The sequence below is a fragment of the Fredinandcohnia onubensis genome (assembly GCF_002734215.1).
Taxonomy (GTDB): Bacteria; Bacillota; Bacilli; order Bacillales; family Bacillaceae_L; genus Ferdinandcohnia; species Ferdinandcohnia onubensis.
Genome location: NZ_NSEB01000010.1, coordinates 1 through 16,459, shown reverse-complemented (window position 1 = coordinate 16,459; position 16,459 = coordinate 1). Strand labels below are relative to the sequence as shown.

The 16,459-nt window shown below is 37.1% G+C and carries 20 protein-coding genes; 1 reads left to right on the top strand and 19 read right to left on the bottom strand.

Features of this window, described 5'->3' with window-relative positions:
- Window positions 1-143 precede the first annotated feature (143 nt).
- The 19 genes from aroH to CKK03_RS11390 all read right to left on the bottom strand — a co-directional run bounded on the left by aroH (window position 144) and on the right by CKK03_RS11390 (window position 16,100).
- Complete coding sequence (gene aroH / locus CKK03_RS11480) at window positions 144-518, bottom strand: chorismate mutase (RefSeq protein ID WP_099362722.1); 375 nt, start codon at window positions 516-518, stop codon at window positions 144-146.
- A 36-nt stretch (window positions 519-554) separates the two neighbouring features.
- Window positions 555-1,634 (bottom strand): 3-dehydroquinate synthase, encoded by a 1,080-nt coding sequence (aroB, locus tag CKK03_RS11475; RefSeq protein WP_099362721.1) that lies wholly within the window; start codon window positions 1,632-1,634, stop codon window positions 555-557.
- Window positions 1,634-2,806 carry a chorismate synthase gene (gene aroC / locus CKK03_RS11470; protein WP_099362720.1) on the bottom strand — a complete coding sequence of 391 codons (1,173 nt, stop codon included), beginning with the start codon at window positions 2,804-2,806 and terminating at the stop codon, window positions 1,634-1,636. The genes aroB and aroC overlap by 1 nt, the downstream gene beginning before the upstream one ends.
- A 232-nt stretch (window positions 2,807-3,038) precedes the next feature.
- Window positions 3,039-3,812: a CheR family methyltransferase gene (locus CKK03_RS11465; RefSeq protein ID WP_099362719.1), complete on the bottom strand. Its 774-nt coding sequence runs from the start codon at window positions 3,810-3,812 to the stop codon at window positions 3,039-3,041.
- Window positions 3,813-3,904: 92 nt separating this feature from the next.
- Window positions 3,905-4,351: a nucleoside-diphosphate kinase gene (gene ndk / locus CKK03_RS11460; protein ID WP_099362718.1), complete on the bottom strand. Its 447-nt coding sequence runs from the start codon at window positions 4,349-4,351 to the stop codon at window positions 3,905-3,907.
- 171 nt (window positions 4,352-4,522) lie between these two features.
- Entirely contained in the window at window positions 4,523-5,485 is a 963-nt protein-coding gene (gene hepT, locus CKK03_RS11455; protein WP_099362717.1) for a heptaprenyl diphosphate synthase component II, read from the bottom strand.
- Between the two features lie 39 nt (window positions 5,486-5,524).
- Window positions 5,525-6,229, bottom strand: a complete 705-nt coding sequence (locus CKK03_RS11450) for a demethylmenaquinone methyltransferase (protein ID WP_099362716.1) — start codon at window positions 6,227-6,229, stop codon at window positions 5,525-5,527.
- 2 nt (window positions 6,230-6,231) lie between these two features.
- Entirely contained in the window at window positions 6,232-7,047 is an 816-nt protein-coding gene (locus tag CKK03_RS11445) for a heptaprenyl diphosphate synthase component 1 (RefSeq protein ID WP_099362715.1), read from the bottom strand.
- Between the two features lie 146 nt (window positions 7,048-7,193).
- On the bottom strand, window positions 7,194-7,424 hold the full coding sequence (mtrB, locus tag CKK03_RS11440) for a trp RNA-binding attenuation protein MtrB (protein WP_099362714.1): 231 nt from the start codon (window positions 7,422-7,424) through the stop codon (window positions 7,194-7,196).
- Between the two features lie 112 nt (window positions 7,425-7,536).
- On the bottom strand, window positions 7,537-8,103 hold the full coding sequence (gene folE / locus CKK03_RS11435) for a GTP cyclohydrolase I FolE (protein WP_099362713.1): 567 nt from the start codon (window positions 8,101-8,103) through the stop codon (window positions 7,537-7,539).
- 128 nt (window positions 8,104-8,231) lie between these two features.
- A complete protein-coding gene (gene hbs, locus CKK03_RS11430) occupies window positions 8,232-8,504 on the bottom strand; it encodes a non-specific DNA-binding protein Hbs (protein ID WP_077618610.1) in 273 nt (90 codons plus the stop codon).
- A 301-nt stretch (window positions 8,505-8,805) separates the two neighbouring features.
- Window positions 8,806-10,284 (bottom strand): stage IV sporulation protein A, encoded by a 1,479-nt coding sequence (gene spoIVA, locus CKK03_RS11425; RefSeq protein ID WP_099362712.1) that lies wholly within the window; start codon window positions 10,282-10,284, stop codon window positions 8,806-8,808.
- 267 nt (window positions 10,285-10,551) lie between these two features.
- The gene (locus CKK03_RS11420; RefSeq protein ID WP_099362711.1) at window positions 10,552-11,271 is read right to left on the bottom strand and encodes a YphF family lipoprotein; all 720 of its coding nucleotides are present in this window, start codon (window positions 11,269-11,271) and stop codon (window positions 10,552-10,554) included.
- 27 nt (window positions 11,272-11,298) lie between these two features.
- Window positions 11,299-11,499: a DUF2768 domain-containing protein gene (locus CKK03_RS11415; protein WP_099351703.1), complete on the bottom strand. Its 201-nt coding sequence runs from the start codon at window positions 11,497-11,499 to the stop codon at window positions 11,299-11,301.
- Window positions 11,500-11,897: 398 nt separating this feature from the next.
- Window positions 11,898-12,938 carry an NAD(P)H-dependent glycerol-3-phosphate dehydrogenase gene (locus tag CKK03_RS11410; RefSeq protein WP_099362710.1) on the bottom strand — a complete coding sequence of 347 codons (1,041 nt, stop codon included), beginning with the start codon at window positions 12,936-12,938 and terminating at the stop codon, window positions 11,898-11,900.
- A 15-nt stretch (window positions 12,939-12,953) separates the two neighbouring features.
- Window positions 12,954-14,264 carry a ribosome biogenesis GTPase Der gene (gene der / locus CKK03_RS11405; RefSeq protein ID WP_099362709.1) on the bottom strand — a complete coding sequence of 437 codons (1,311 nt, stop codon included), beginning with the start codon at window positions 14,262-14,264 and terminating at the stop codon, window positions 12,954-12,956.
- Between the two features lie 150 nt (window positions 14,265-14,414).
- Window positions 14,415-14,606, bottom strand: coding sequence for a capping complex subunit for YIEGIA (locus CKK03_RS11400; protein WP_099362708.1), 192 nt, complete (start codon window positions 14,604-14,606; stop codon window positions 14,415-14,417).
- Window positions 14,603-15,499 carry a YIEGIA family protein gene (locus tag CKK03_RS11395; RefSeq protein ID WP_099362707.1) on the bottom strand — a complete coding sequence of 299 codons (897 nt, stop codon included), beginning with the start codon at window positions 15,497-15,499 and terminating at the stop codon, window positions 14,603-14,605. The genes CKK03_RS11400 and CKK03_RS11395 overlap by 4 nt, the downstream gene beginning before the upstream one ends.
- A 1-nt stretch (window position 15,500) precedes the next feature.
- Window positions 15,501-16,100, bottom strand: a complete 600-nt coding sequence (locus CKK03_RS11390; RefSeq protein ID WP_099362706.1) for a YphA family membrane protein — start codon at window positions 16,098-16,100, stop codon at window positions 15,501-15,503.
- A gap of 171 nt (window positions 16,101-16,271) precedes the next feature.
- Between CKK03_RS11390 and CKK03_RS11385 the strand changes: the two genes are divergently transcribed.
- A complete protein-coding gene (locus tag CKK03_RS11385) occupies window positions 16,272-16,415 on the top strand; it encodes a YpzI family protein (RefSeq protein ID WP_099351709.1) in 144 nt (47 codons plus the stop codon).
- Window positions 16,416-16,459 lie beyond the last annotated feature (44 nt).

Below are 16,459 nucleotides of genomic sequence, written 5' to 3'. Positions count from 1 at the left end.
CTCTGCTAACCTCGGCTAAACTCTCTCATTCTCATCTACCCTAAACTCAACTCTAAACTTCACAGAAAACTTACTAAACTCTAACTTTATCAAATATTGTAACTAAATTTATCATATACATCTTCCATTTGTCAATGTATAGTTTATTTACCTTGTACGGTTGAAAGGTCCGGTCTTAGTACGATCGCTCCATTTTGATAAACATGATTGATTTCTTCTTGTTTTGCCATAGTATTCACAGTCATCAATATACGAATACACATTGGCAATGAACCTGGTACAGGAATTTCTCTCATACTTATTACTGGAACAAATGTCCACCCATCAATCTGTCTTGCTGCTGCAGCAGGAAAAGCTGCATCAATATCATCGGTAACTGAAAATACAACTTGTGCAACATCTGCAGCTTCAATGTGGTTTTCAGTGATCATGTCACGCAATAGCTGCTCAGTAGCTGCTAAAATTTCTTGTCTATTATTTTCTTTAATAGTTGTAGCGCCACGTATTCCCCTTATCATTTACACTCCTCCTTTTTTGCATGAAGACATCTTAACTTAAATAAAATCCTCTAAGAAACGGAGTAGATGCTCATCTTCTATATCTTGAATTACAGTTTCCCCAATATTTTTTAACAAGACCATTTTTACTTTACCAGAGGTAGCTTTTTTATCATGCTTCATTCGTTCAAGTAATTTTTCAGCTTCTAATTGTTCAGGAATACTTGTTGGGAACCTAAACAAGCTGAACCATTCTTTAATATTTTCAGATGATAGATTACGATTAAAGATTTTTTCACTCACCTTTAATGCAAAAATCATCCCAATCGCAACGCCATCTCCATGGGTAATCTTTCCATAACCAGATTCAGCTTCAATAGCATGACCTAAGGTATGCCCAAAGTTTAAGATAGCACGTAGTCCTTTTTCTTGTTCGTCCTCGGAAACAACCTTTGCCTTTACGGCCACACCTTTTAATACAGCATATTGAAGCTTTTCACCTTTTAAATCGTTCAAAGACGTAATGTTTTCAGTTAGCCACTCATAAAACTCCGGATCCCAAATTAATCCATGCTTTATGACCTCGGCAAAGCCCGAACGAAGCTCGATTTTTGGCAATGTCTTCATTAAATCAATATCATATAATACCGCATTCGGTTGATGAAAAGCACCAATCATATTTTTTCCAAGTTCATGATTAATGGCAACCTTCCCTCCAACTGCACTGTCATGAGCAAGTAATGTAGTTGGAATTTGGATAAATGGGATGCCACGCATGAATGTTGCCGCGACAAAACCGGCTAAATCGCCAACAACACCCCCACCTAATGCAAGAATCACCGAAGAACGGTCTAACCCTTTTTCCAGCGCAAAGGTCTGACATTGATAATACATTTCAAAAGATTTTGCACTTTCTCCAGCAGGAATAACGAATGATAACGGTTCATCAAATTGGGCCTTAAGGATTTCTTTTACTTTCTCTAAATAAAGTGACGCAACAGATTCATCACTTATAACAAGTACCTTTGATACCGATTTACAAGTATCCTTAATAACCCGTGGCAATTGATCGATAATTTCAGTTCCAATGTACATTGGGTAGGTTTTCGATTTTGTTGCTATGGTTAACTGGTCCATTAGAATTCCCTCGTATACTCACGCATTTTCGCTACATTTTCTTGAATTAAATCGATTCTGTCTTGTCCAAATTGTTCAACAATTGCGTTTGCAACTTCCCAAGCCACGACTGCCTCAGCTACAACTGATGCGGCAGGTACTGCACAGCTATCAGATCTTTCTATACTTGCTTCAAATACTTCTTTTGTTTCAATATCTACGCTTTTTAATGGTTTATAAAGAGTTGGGATTGGCTTCATTACACCTCGAACAACAATAGGCATACCGTTTGTCATACCGCCTTCAAAGCCGCCTAAATTATTGGTTCTACGCTTATATCCATCTTCTTTATCCCAAATGATTTCGTCATGAACCTGACTTCCAGGAATTCTTGCCGCATCAAATCCAATACCAAACTCAACACCTTTAAAGGCATTGATACTTACCATCGCTGCTGCAATTTTCGAATCTAGTTTACGGTCATAATGAACATAGCTTCCTACACCTGCAGGTACACCTTCAACGATGACTTCTACAATCCCGCCGATGGAATCACCATTTTTCTTTGCTTCATCAATGGCATTCATCATTTGAATTCCCGCGTCTTCATCCAAACATCTGACTGAAGATTCTTCGGTTTTTACTTTCAATTCTTCCAGGGTTGAATATGTAGTGTTCTTCGCACGTACTCCACCAATTTCTAATACATGCCCAGCAACCTGAATCCCTAGAGATGCCAAGAATTTTTTAGCTACTGCTCCAGCTGCAACTCGTACTGTCGTTTCACGTGCTGAAGATCTTTCAAGAACATTTCTCATATCGCGATGTCCGTATTTGATAGCTCCATTAAGGTCTGCATGTCCAGGGCGTGGACGTGTAATTTTACGCTTAATATCTTCTGCCTCTTCATCAGTAATTGGATCGATACCCATTATTTTCGTCCAGTGTTTCCAGTCATTGTTTTCAACGACTAATGCAATTGGAGACCCCAATGTTTTACCGTGCCTAACACCACTTGCAATTTGCACTTGGTCCTTTTCAATTTGCATTCTTCTGCCTCGTCCATGTCCTTTTTGACGTCTAGCAAGTTCAAAGTTTATATCTTCTGCAGTAATTTCAAGACCAGCAGGTACACCTTCAAGTATGGTTGTAAGCTGTGGCCCGTGTGATTCACCAGCTGTTAAGTATCTCATGTATGTTTCCCCCTTATATGCAATAGTGAAAAAAATTTCACTTTCGTAATTTAAAGCGATTATGTACCAATATATCATAATCTCTGTAAATCCGGATAGATTTTTTCAAAAATTTCTATGATTATATACATTGTGATAAAGAAAAAGAATTCACCCATAGGCAAATTCGATTACTATATCGTAGCAAACATTATTAGATTTGTCATTTTTCTGACGTTTTATTTTGAATGCTTTATTTTTTTCGATAAAAAAATGTATCTTCGGTTTCTAAATGATATGAACCAGGATTGAAAATTTGTTCAGTACTACCTACAAACAAAATTCCTTTACTTTTTAAGGCATTACTAAACTTTTTGTATACCATATCTTTAGCCTCTTCTGTAAAATAGATCAAGACATTACGACAGACGATTAGATCAAAATCAGCATCGAATGGGTCTGCTAATAAATTTTGCTTTCTAAAGGTCACCGTCTTTTTAATCTCAGGTTTGATATGATAATAAGTATCCTTTTGCGAAAAAAAATGATTCTTCATGTCATTCGGGAGCTCTTGAAGTGCGCGCTCAGAGTACACACCAAGCTTTGCTCTAGCTAGTATATTTTCATCAATATCTGTAGCTAAAATCGATACTTTTTGTAAAGGCAAAAATTTCGATAGAATCATTGCTAGAGTATAAGGTTCCTCACCCGCAGAACATGCAGCGCTCCATACTTTTAGATTTCGATTCTTTTCTATAAGTTTGGGGAGGATCTTTTTTTCTAGTATTTCCCACCTTTTCGCATTTCGATAAAATTCGGAAACATTGATCGTCATTCGATCCAAAAATTCGTGAAATAGTTCATTGTCCTTTTCAAGGCCCTTATAGTAATCAACAAAACTCACGTATCCCCTTTTTTCATATAACGATGTAAGCCTTCTTAGCATTTGAGCTTCCTTATATAAACGTAAATCAATACCTGTTTTCCTTTTTATTTGTTGGGTAAAAGTTATGTAATCTGTGTTCATAGCGATCTCCTAAAAACTAAACATAATTTTGGTGCTGATAATGGAAGGTTCCTTAAGAAAAACCAGCCCTAATAGAGCTGGTTTTTGATGGATTAATAAATCCAGTTATTAATAACCTTTTCGTATGCCGCTACTTCTTCTTCTTTGAAGAAAAGCGCAATTTCACGTTCAGCACTTGCTGGTGAATCAGAACCGTGAATAACGTTCTTTCCAACGGTTAATCCAAAATCACCACGAATTGTTCCTGGAAGGGCATCCTTCGGATTTGTTGCGCCCATCATTTGACGTGCAGTTGCAATTACATTCTCACCTTGCCAAACCATTGCAAATACTGGACCAGAAGTGATGAAATCTACAAGCTCTCCAAAGAATGGACGCTCTTTATGCTCACCATAATGTTCTCCAGCAAGCTCTTCAGAAATTACCATTAATTTGGCCCCGACTAATTGAAAGCCCTTTCTTTCAAAGCGTGAAACAATCTCACCGATTAATTGACGTTGAACTCCATCAGGCTTAACCATTAAAAACGTTTTTTCCATAATTCTCTCCACCCCACCAAAATATGTATAATAGTCATTTTTTAGCGACCAATCAAAATAGTAACACTATTTCGATTGGTTTGCAACTTTATTCATCAAATACACTTTAGCGTTTTTGCGATCAGTTTTTTAATGACAACACGAGGTAGGTTACAAAGGGGTCAGTTAAAGTTAAAATTTTCTTTTTCCGATATATTTTGCAATATTATAAAGCGTATTTCTAGCACGACCAGAAGGTAATTCTTCTAATACCTTATACGCTTTATCTAAATAACGGTTACTTATAGCCTCGGACTGCTTGATTGCATCTGATTGTTTAATCAACGTGATTAAAGGTTTAATTTCAGCAGATGTTGTATGTTCTGAAACTTGAGTAATAAGGGCTTTTAGTTTCTCATCCTTCATTGCATATAGAACAGGCAATGTAATATTCCCTTGCATCAAGTCACTACCAGCAGGTTTTCCTAGTTGTTGATCAGTTCCTGTAAAATCTAGAATATCATCTGTAATTTGGAAGGCCATTCCAACATAATAACCAAATAAATACAGTTTTTTATGGACATCAGAAGGAACACCTGCAGCAATTGCACCTAGTTGGCAGCTACTTGCGATTAATAGGGCCGTTTTCCGTTTAATACGACGCAAATAACACCGTAGGTCTTGATCAAACCGATATTTATCCTTAATTTGCTCAATTTCACCTAAACATACCTCGACGATTGTATGAGCAAGAAGTTTATGTAATAAAGGATTATCAAGCTTCGTGATGATTTCTAATGAACTTCCAAGTATATAATCTCCCGCATACATCGCAATCTTATTGTCCCATTTAGCTTTAATGGTAGGCTTGCCACGACGTAGGTCCGCGTCATCAATCACATCATCATGGACAAGCGATGCTGTATGAATAAGCTCAAGTGTTACGGCTACGTTTTTAATCACATTAATATCATACTTACCGAATTTGCCACCTAATAGGACAAAAACAGGTCGCAATCGTTTTCCACCTGATTGCAATAAATGCAATCCAGCTTGCTGAAGAACAGGATGCTCCCCTTTAATGGAAGCCTCCAGTTCCTTTTCTATAATGGCTAAATCTGTATTCAAATACGAATACATCAAAGATAATTTCATGAGTTTCACCTTAGTTTACAAAAATATGACGCGAAAACATTATTTCTTATACCCTAAATGCATAGCAGCTACACCTAAAGTGTACGGTTTAACTTCAATGTCTTTTAAGCCTGCTTCTCGAAACATATTTGCTAATTCTTTCATGCCTGGAAAATCACGGGCAGATTCTTGCAACCATGAATATTCCTGATAACTTTTTGCAAAAAGCTTTCCGAAAACTGGCATTATAAAACGAAAATAGAAAAAGTATAATTGACGAAATCCAATTATTGTTGGTTGTGAAGTTTCTAAACAAACAACCTTGCCACCAGGTTTTACTACCCTTTGCATTTCTTTTAAAACGGTCATATAATCTGGAACATTGCGCAAGCCAAAGCCAATTGTTACATAGTCAAAGGAATTATCCTCAAACGGCAATTCCATGGCGTTTCCATGTACCAATTTAACCTGATTTAATTGCAGCTTGTCTACCTTCTCTTGGCCAATTTTCAGCATATTTTTACTAAAGTCCAGACCAACCACTTTCCCTGTAGCACCCACTGCATCTGCGAGCGCAATCGTCCAATCTGCAGTTCCACAACAAAGATCTAACGCGGAGGAACCTTTTTGGACATCCATTCGTTTCATTGTATCTTTACGCCAAGCTTTATGTTGTTGGAAGCTAATCACAGAATTCATTTGGTCATAATTTTTATATATTTTTTCAAACACATGGTGTACACGCTGTTCTTTAGATTGCTCCATAATTACCCTTCTTCCACAATCTTATTCATCGAAATTGAAGCACCTTCAAATCGCAACTCATTAACTCGATTTAATAGCATACTGTTCATTTTCGGGTTCGTTGCTAAAAACTGCTCCAACTTATTTGTTACATAAGAAAGCTGCCTGTTAAAAACGATCATTACTTCTGCTTCCTGAACTTGTTTTTCTTGATGAAAAACTATTTTCTTTAGAGTCTTGAAGAGAATTGAATTCCCATTCTCTAAATACTGTTCTCTTTCATGCAGTAGTCGTTTTAATAACAAAAAATTCAAAATGAGCTCTTCCCATTTTTTTATTTGAAAGCTTTTTACGATTTTTTGAAAAATGGCCGATTCAACTGTAGTCACACAAGCAAAAAGCCTGTCTATATCTTCATTGTCCATTTGATACAAATAAATTTTCGCTTCATTAACTTCTTTAATTCCTTCTGCAAGTACTCGTATGAAGTTGATATCAGAGACCTGAGCCAGAAGTTTATAATATAATCCGCTAAAATAATCTCCCGCCAATACAGCCAACTGCTGACTGCGCATGCGTTCTTCTGAATAGGAAAGTCGATTGGGGACTGATTCATGGGTATCCAATGCCTGTTGAACAAGCATAGTTGTTACTATATAGTTTTCCAATTGCTCTTTTGGCAAAAGTAAATCCTCGCATATCGAATTTAATAATAATATCTTATCTTCATCTATGCTAGGTGTTTCCATATATCTTTGAAGGTATGAGTGTCTTGTTTTAACCTCAATACGCTCCTTAAGATTGGCAACTATTTCCTTGATGTCATGCAAATCAATCACCCTTGTTTCCCCAATTTAAATAAAAAATTATCTATTTTGAAGGTCTTTATATTAGTCTCTTTAAAACAACGTTAATTATAACATATATCCCATAGTTTTTCCCTTAGTTTTATGCATTCCAAAAGAAAAAGCAGGAATTACCTGCTTCATCTTTTGGAATCTGATTCAGTTTCTCCATGACTCGTTTGAATAATTGCATGACCACGAACTTTTATTGCTGAAGTATGTTCAGTAAATTGAGCAATCATTACTTCGCCTCTATCTAATTTCTCTGAATGATGAAAGCGTGTATCCGATCCTCTCGTTAAACCGATTACATTCACTCCATCTTCTACTGCTTTAATTACAATAAACTCTGAGTTTGAATTATTACTCATCCTTCTTCACTCCTATGAATGCTATGTAAAGGAAATTTTAACTCATTCAACACTTAATGGAAAATGAGTGAAACTCACATCTTTTTTACTATCTCGTACTTCATTACGTATGTCAATTCTTAATTAAAGATAATACCTCACTGCGAGCAGCTGGGTCTTTTTGTAATATTCCACGAACAGCAGAAGTAACTGTTTTTGCTCCTGGTTTTTTCACTCCCCGCATCGTCATACACATATGTTCTGCTTCAATTACTACCATTACCCCATGAGGTTGTAGGGTTTCAACGATGGAATCAGCAATTGTTGAGGTAATTCTTTCTTGCAATTGAGGTCTTTTAGCGACTGCTTCTACGGCGCGTGCAAGCTTGCTTAAACCAGTTACCTTACCGCCTTTAGGAATATAAGCAACGTGTGCGTGACCAAAAAATGGGACAAGATGGTGCTCACACATTGAGAAAAATGGGATGTCTTTGACAAGCACTAACTCCTCATGTTCCTCACCGAAAATCGTTTGAAAATATTCTTTTGGGTCATCTTGAAGACCTGAGAACACTTCCGCATACATTTTAGAGACTCTTTTTGGCGTATCGACTAGTCCTTCTCTCTGTGGATCTTCGCCGATTGCTTCTAAAATCATGGTTACTGCCTGCTCTATTTTTTTATAATCTATGGAAGTCATTTGAGCCAACCCCTCTTCTTATTACGTACTGCCAGTCCATTGATTCTAGCATAATTATGTACAGAAAACAAAAAAGAGTCGTTAAAAACGACCCTCTTTGTTATCTTTCACATAGTTTCTATGTAAAATTATTTTACTGCATCCTTAAGCGCCTTTCCTGGTTTAAATGCAGGAACCTTGCTAGCAGCAATTTCGATTTCTTCACCAGTTTGAGGATTACGACCTTTACGAGCAGCACGCTCACGGACCTCAAAGTTACCAAATCCGATTAACTGAACTTTGTCTCCACCTTTAAGGGCTTCAAGAATTGAATCAAAAACTGCATCAACAGCTTTTGTAGCATCCTTCTTAGATAGTTCAGCACTTTCAGCCACCGCGTTAACTAAATCTGTTTTGTTCATGACATTCACCTCCTCCCAAATATGCTATTCATTCAATATGAGTGATTATTCATTGCTCTGCGAGTCTTGTGTCATCAAGTGTCTACAACGTTAGTCTGATACTAACATGCCTTATAATAAACGATTATTAGACATAATTCAATATATTTCAACAGAAATTTTACCTTTTTATGTATATTTCACCAATTCGTCTCTGTTTTTTTGTAAAAAGCTTATCACATTAGTGTTCCGTAAGCAAATTCGCCTCTTTTTGTGCAATTATTGCATAAAAAAAAAGACTCCCTTGTGAGGAGCCCTTATCCTATAATATGATAGCAATTAGTCCGCCCGAACCTTCGTTAATGATTCTTTCAAGCGTTTCTTTAAGCTTGTAGCGCGCATTTTCAGGCATTAAAGATAATTTCGCCTGGATACCTTCACGTACAATGGAGCTTAACGATCTGCCAAATATATCTGAATTCCAGATAGAAAGTGGATCATCTTCAAAGTCTTGCATCAAGTATCGGACCAATTCTTCACTTTGTTTTTCTGTGCCAATAATCGGCGCAAATTCAGATTCTACATCTACCTTAATCATATGAATAGATGGCGCAACAGCCTTTAAGCGAACTCCAAATCTTGAACCTTGGCGAATAATTTCAGGCTCATCAAGACTCATGTCAGATAACGCTGGTGCTGCAATTCCATAACCCGTTTGTTTCACCATTTTTAGTGCATCTGCCACTTGATCATACTCTGCTTTTGCATGCGCAAAGTCTTGCATTAACTGTAAGAGATGATCTTTTCCGCGGATTTCAACACCCACTACTTCCTTAAGGATTTGATCATATAAATCATCTGGAGCATATAAATCAATTTCAGCTACACCCTGCCCCATTTCGATACCAGCCAAGCTTGCTTGGTCAATAAAGTCATATTCACTAAATTGCCCAACAACGCGATCAACATCTCGTAACCGCTTGATATCTTGGACTGTATCTTTCACAGCATCTTGATAGCTTTCTCTTAACCAATGATCCTCTCTCAAGACCATTACCCAGCTTGGTAGATTTACATTTACCTCTAGTACTGGGAACTCATAAAGTGCTTCACGAAGAACATTGAATACATCTGCTTCACGCATGCTTTCAACGCTCATTGCTAATACCGGAATATCGTATTTTTCATTTAACTCTTTACGAAGCGAATCTGTCTCTGGGTGATGAGGATGAACAGTGTTTATAACCATAATAAATGGTTTTCCTACCTCTTTAAGTTCCTCAATCACACGCTCTTCTGCTTCAATATAATCTCTTCTTGGAATCTCCCCAATTGAGCCGTCTGTTGTTACCACAACCCCAATTGTTGAATGCTCCTGAATTACTTTTCTTGTGCCAATTTCAGCTGCTTCATGAAAAGGAATAGGCTCTTCATACCAAGGAGTGTTTATCATACGGGGCCCATTTTCATCCTCATAGCCCTTTGCACCTGGAACCGTGTATCCCACACAATCCACAAGGCGAATGTTAACATCAAGCCCCTCTTCAACATGTACAGAAACAGCTTGATTTGGAACAAACTTTGGTTCTGTTGTCATAATTGTTCTTCCTGCAGCACTTTGTGGTAACTCATCCTGTGCGCGTGCCTTATCTGCCTCACTACCAATATTCGGTAAGACTACTAATTCCATGAACTTCTTTATGAAAGTAGATTTGCCAGTTCTAACTGCACCAACGACTCCTAAATATATATCGCCACCGGTGCGCTCAGCGATATCTTTAAAAATATCTACCTTTTCCAAGTGTGATCCCTCCCGATTTTACAGTTCTTGGGATAATTTTATCCGTTTACTACATATTCTAGGACATTATATTTGTATGACGTTGTCCTAATTAAATATGACTATTTCTAGAAAAAAATTCCCCCCATAATATGTAGCAGCAAAGTTGAGTTCAAAAAGAAGACTGAAAACTACCCTAGCAAGCTATATTTCTTACACTTTTTGAACATAATTTACAAATTAAAAACCCTTCTCTTAGAGTTTATGTCTAAAAGAAGGGTTCATGACTTATTTATTTAAAAATATTGGTTCATTTTTATCATCAATCGTAGTGGGGAGGGAATTGATTGGAACAAACATTGAATGTTCAACTAAAATATCCCGAATATCATCACCTGTTTGATAGGTATGCTCATACTTTGTTAAATACTCAAATAAATCCATACGATAGTCTACAAATATCTCATTTGTGTTCGTTATCAAGAGTGGTAAATTTTTTCCCGTAAAAGGACTAACCACAAAAGGTTCTTCTTTCAAACCTAACTTGCTATAATCCAAAGTAAATACATTTGTTTGTAGTTGGTCTTTAAATGGTGCATATCCATTCGATGACCGATACATTTCTACTCGTAAATTTAATTCACTAATTTCCTCTGAAATTCGTACATCTAAAAGTTTAACAGTTGGATTTGTCTCTACATTAACTAAAACATATAAATAAACTCCACCAGTTTCATATGCATTACCAGGAGGTTCGGCTATGTACTTGGGTGAAAGTCGAGTAAAATCAATCGGATATTTTTGATATAGAGGAGTCTCCATGTCTCTTGTTTTGATAGGCAAGAGCCCACCATTATCCTCTTTAAATTGGTCAACCGCCCTCTGAACATCTGCGATTTGGTCTTCATATGGAATTTGGTTTTGAGTAAGCTTTTCTTTTGGATACAAGCATCCTGTAAGTAATGATAAAGAAAAAACAATTACCATCAGTTGTAACGTAACTCTCATAATAATACCATCCTTATGTTTGTATCTTTATTCACTAACAGGTCCGCTGAACACGACGAAGAAGATAATGATTCCTGCTAGAATCATAAAAATATATGCAATCGTGGCTACTAATCCTTTTAAGAAGCCCTTCAGTTTAAAACGACTAAGATAAATGGATATAACAGCGATAAACATAAAGGCAATGCCTGCAAATGATATCCACATTTTTAGTAATCCTGGTGTCACCTTTTTCACTCCCTTGTCCAACTCTAACATTCCGTCAAATATTATATCATAATACGCATCTATAAACTAAGGCAATGTTGTTAACTGTGAACATGTAGACTTTTTTATTCCTAAATAAACAAAAAAACTGAAGTAAAGAGGGGCACCTTTACCTCAGCAAAATTTGAACAACTAAATATTCCCTTAATCCAATCGCTCAACCCACACAGTATACTACGTTGCATTTTATGCGAAAAAGGCATGAATTGTATCGTCTAATGCCTATTTTTAGCAAGAAAAGTGCAAACGTTTTACTCAGTAGAAAATCCTTGCTATGCGAAATTATAATAAATCCCGCTAATATGGTATTCTCCTTGCCATCATATGCACGCTAAAACTGGTAGGTGTGCTAAATCTTGCTACATTGACCCTTTTTCTTCTAAATAGTTGAAAAGATCAGCCATTTCGTTTGTCCTTCCTCTGGACATGAGTTTATCTACAGCTTCTTTAGGTGACTGACCGTTGAAAAGAACATCATATAGGGCAAATGTTATGGGCATGGAAACGTCCATTTTTTTAGCTAACTGATAGGCTGCTTTTGTTGTCCTAACACCTTCGACAACCATTCCCATATTATCTAGAACTTCCTGCAGACTTTGACCTTTTCCAAGCAGATTTCCTGCACGCCAGTTCCGTGAGTGGACACTTGTACAGGTTACGATCAAATCTCCAATCCCAGTTAATCCAGCGAAAGTTAGGGGATTTGCCCCCATTTTGCTACCCAAACGAGAAATTTCGGCTAAACCGCGTGTGATTAACGCAGCCTTGGCATTATCACCATACCCAAGTCCGTCCGTAATACCTGCAGCCAACGCAATAATATTTTTTAACGCCCCACCAATTTCTACACCCACAATATCAGGGTTTGTGTAGACACGGAAATGCTGATTAATAAATAAGTCTTGCACATATTCAGCACTTTCCATATTTTTGGATGACACTGTAACAGTTGTTGGATGGCGAAGTACCACTTCCTCGGCATGACTAGGCCCAGAAAGAACAACAACATCTTTGAGTAAATTTAACGGCATTTCGTCCTCAATCATTTCAGATATCCGCTTTAATGTATCCGGTTCAATCCCTTTACTAACATGAATAATCGTTAAAGGAATTGAAATGACCTGAGTTATTTTCTGAAGTACTTCACGAATTGCTTTTGTCGGAACAGCAAGTACAATTGTTTTGACGTCCTTTAAGGATTTGTCTAAATCCGAATACCCAATAATGGTTTCTGGAAGCTCAATTGAAGGCACGTATTTTGAGTTAGTGTGTTTCGAATTGATCTCATCCACCTGTTCCTTACGATGTGACCAAAGCCTCACCTCATGATCATTGTCCGCAAGAACGAGCGCCAGTGCAGTACCCCAACTACCAGCTCCAACAACCGTTATCTTCTCCATTACTTCCTCTCCTTTCTATTTTCGAGCTCTCGCGATTATCTTAATTGGCGTACCTTCAAAACCAAAAGCATCTCTAATTCGATTCTGTAAGAAACGTTCATAAGAAAAATGCATCAATTCAGGTTCATTTACAAATACAACGAAAGTCGGTGGCTTAACAGCAACCTGTGATACATAGAAAATTTTTAATCGTTTTCCCTTGTCTGTTGGTGTCGGGTTCATAGCAACAGCATCCATGATGACATCATTTAACACATTAGTTTGAACACGCATTGTATGGTTTTCACTGGCCATATCAATCATCGGTAGTAACGTATGTACCCGTCTTTTTGTTTTTGCAGACAAAAATACAATCGGTGCGTAATCAAGAAATAGGAAATGATCACGTACTTTTTGTTCAAATTCCTTCATGGTTTTATCATCTTTTTCTATGGCATCCCATTTATTAACAACAATCACCACTGCTCTACCCGCTTCATGAGCATAGCCGGCAATTTTTTTATCTTGTTCAATAATACCTTCCTCAGCATTTAAGACAACAAGGACGACGTCAGAGCGTTCAATAGCTTTCAGCGCTCTTAACACACTGTACTTCTCAGTGCTTTCATAGACCTTTCCTTTTTTCCTCATACCAGCTGTATCGATGATGACATATTCCTTATCATCAACTGTGTATTTTGTATCTATAGCGTCCCTTGTGGTTCCCGCTATGTCACTTACGATTACTCTTTCTTCACCTAACAAAGAATTTACAAGCGATGACTTTCCTACATTAGGACGACCAATTAGAGAGAACTTAATGACGTCTTCATCATATTCTTCATCTCCACCCTTTGGAAAATGTCCTATAACTTCATCTAGCAAATCTCCAAGGCCAATTCCGTGGGAGCCTGAAATTGGCACAGGTTCACCAAATCCCAATGCATAAAAGTCATAAATATCTGTTCTCATTTCGGGGTTGTCCACTTTATTAACAGCTAAAACAACTGGCGTTTCGGAGCGATATAATATTTTAGCAACCTCTTCGTCCGCACTTGTCACGCCTTCGCGACCACTTGTCATAAAAATAATTACATCTGCTTCATCGATTGCGATTTCAGCTTGATGTCTAATTTGGGCAAGAAAAGGTTCATCACCGATATCAATACCACCTGTATCAATAATGCTAAATTCTTGATTCAACCATTCACCTGAACTATAGATTCGATCCCTTGTCACTCCAGGTACATCTTCTACAATTGATACTCTTTCTCCTACTATACGATTAAAAATTGTTGACTTCCCAACGTTCGGACGACCAACAATAGCCACTACTGGTTTTGCCACATGCGTTCTTCCCTTCTAAACTATCTAATACTACATATATCACATAAAATATGATTAAAATCAACGTTATGTATAAAATAAACCCTTCTACGTTAGAAGGGTCATGCTTTTACATTCTATCAAAAATAAATGGTAACAACAATCAATTGTTTAGTGTTTTACGATAATGTACAAATTCTCACTGATTTCGTGAGCAATTCCATCTAAGATTGCCTCCAAATTTGCAGCTACTGTCTCCATTTCCTCCTTCGTAGGACATGAAAACACGGGTGTTCCCCCAGAAACATTAACCTTTGATGTATCCATCTTAATCGCCGCTAACACAAATTTTTCGATATTCATTTAAGTGGACGCCCCTTTTCGTTTGCGTTCCTCTCTGTAGGCATTCGGATTGCATTTTCTAATGTTGGTACACGACCTATTATTTCAATTGCTTTCTCAACATCCTTTTCTTGTGGCAAAACAAAAATTCCAACTCGTCCATCATTCAAGTCTCGTTTTGCCAACGGCGTGAGAGCAGGGGTCCCCGAATCTCTGAATATCCCCAAAGCGGTAGATACATCATGTAGGATGGCTTGTCTTTGTCCTAAATTTGCAATGGTAGCTCTTGCATTAAACGTTTTCGGCTTTAAAATAAACCCCATCCCATATTCTAATATTTCCTCTTGTCTCGCAGGAAGTCCAATATTCATGATATAAATATTATCAACATACAAGCCCGCATCCTTAAAATATGGCTTAACAAACTCGATATCAACAATATCCTTTAGTCTACTGCCAGCCATTAACTTTTTGCAAATTAACAGACAAATGATACCCACAAGTATTCCAACCCACATATTGATTGCTAAATAGGCAAAGGTGGATAAAAAGGAAGTAAAAATAACTAAGTAATTTCGACTTTCGAAGGCAACCGCGATCCCTTCGATATATGTCTTTCCTCTTGGAACAAGTTCGTATGAATCAAGTTCAGTAAGTGTGTTTCGCTCCATATTTCGGACATCCCGAAATTGCGAAGCGGCAATCGTTAAAAAGGTGATTGCGGTAAAATCCTCTTCCATAATGGAAGGTACTGCTACAGTTCCTAATCCTGCTGCAATAAAACCTAACGCAATATGAATGATTTTACCATGTAAATAGGTTGGATACTGACGATAATCTGTACGCAGCATGTAAAGGCGCACTGCAACTCCAAATATGACCCCAAATAGAATAGGGTATGTATATTCATTCATGCTAACCGTGTTTCTCCTTTGTGTTTTTTTGGACCAGAACATCCACATGATGTAGAAGAAGTTCTAAGGATGACCAAACAAAAATAAAACAAAAACTAATTGCAATAACATCTAAAAAGACAAATGAACCAATTTCATAAGAAAAATTAACATTATTTATAATAATTCCATAAAGAATATCCCCTTGTATGGCACCAACTAAAAGCCCAACCAATCGTAAACGGAAATCCTTTAATAACATTAAAGTTACGTATATTAATGCAGCTCCAAGCATCAAATTACGGTTAAAAAAAAGCCAGACCGGGTCATATAATTCGAACATTAAGAAACTACAATATGCTAATGAAATGGTAAGAATACAAATTAGCATATAAAACACTTGTTTTTTCGGTCGTTTTGAAATTTCCTTTACGCAAAAAAACAAGATTGGAAAGATACTGTTATTTATTTTGATATCACCCACTCCAATGTAGTACGGTGATAATATGATAGTTACAAGAAACAAAATAGATAGGAAAAGTCTTTCTTTGTTTTTCTTCATTAAAAAAGTACTACACACCCAGGCCATCCAAGAAATCCAATAAAATAAGACACCTTCCATATCTCCACCTCCCATTATTCCCATTATGGCTAGAAATTATGAATTTTAACCTTATTTGAATACTAAAATTCCTTTTATGAAACAATAAAATGAAATCAGAAATTGCTAATACCCCTATATACAATCCCCCAAAAAAGGATAGTTATGTAGGAAGAAAGAGGTGGAAATGAAGTGGGTAAAGATAGACAGGAAAAAAAGCATAAAGAGGCGCGATTAACGGAGTCTGACCGTGATCAATCCCTTGACTATCCTGGCGCAACGAGATTAGATACTCCTGATGAAGCTAGGGAAATGAACCGTATGAATCCAAAATAAAAAGCCCTCACCCTTATAAAATGTACCCTATAGAGTAGACACAT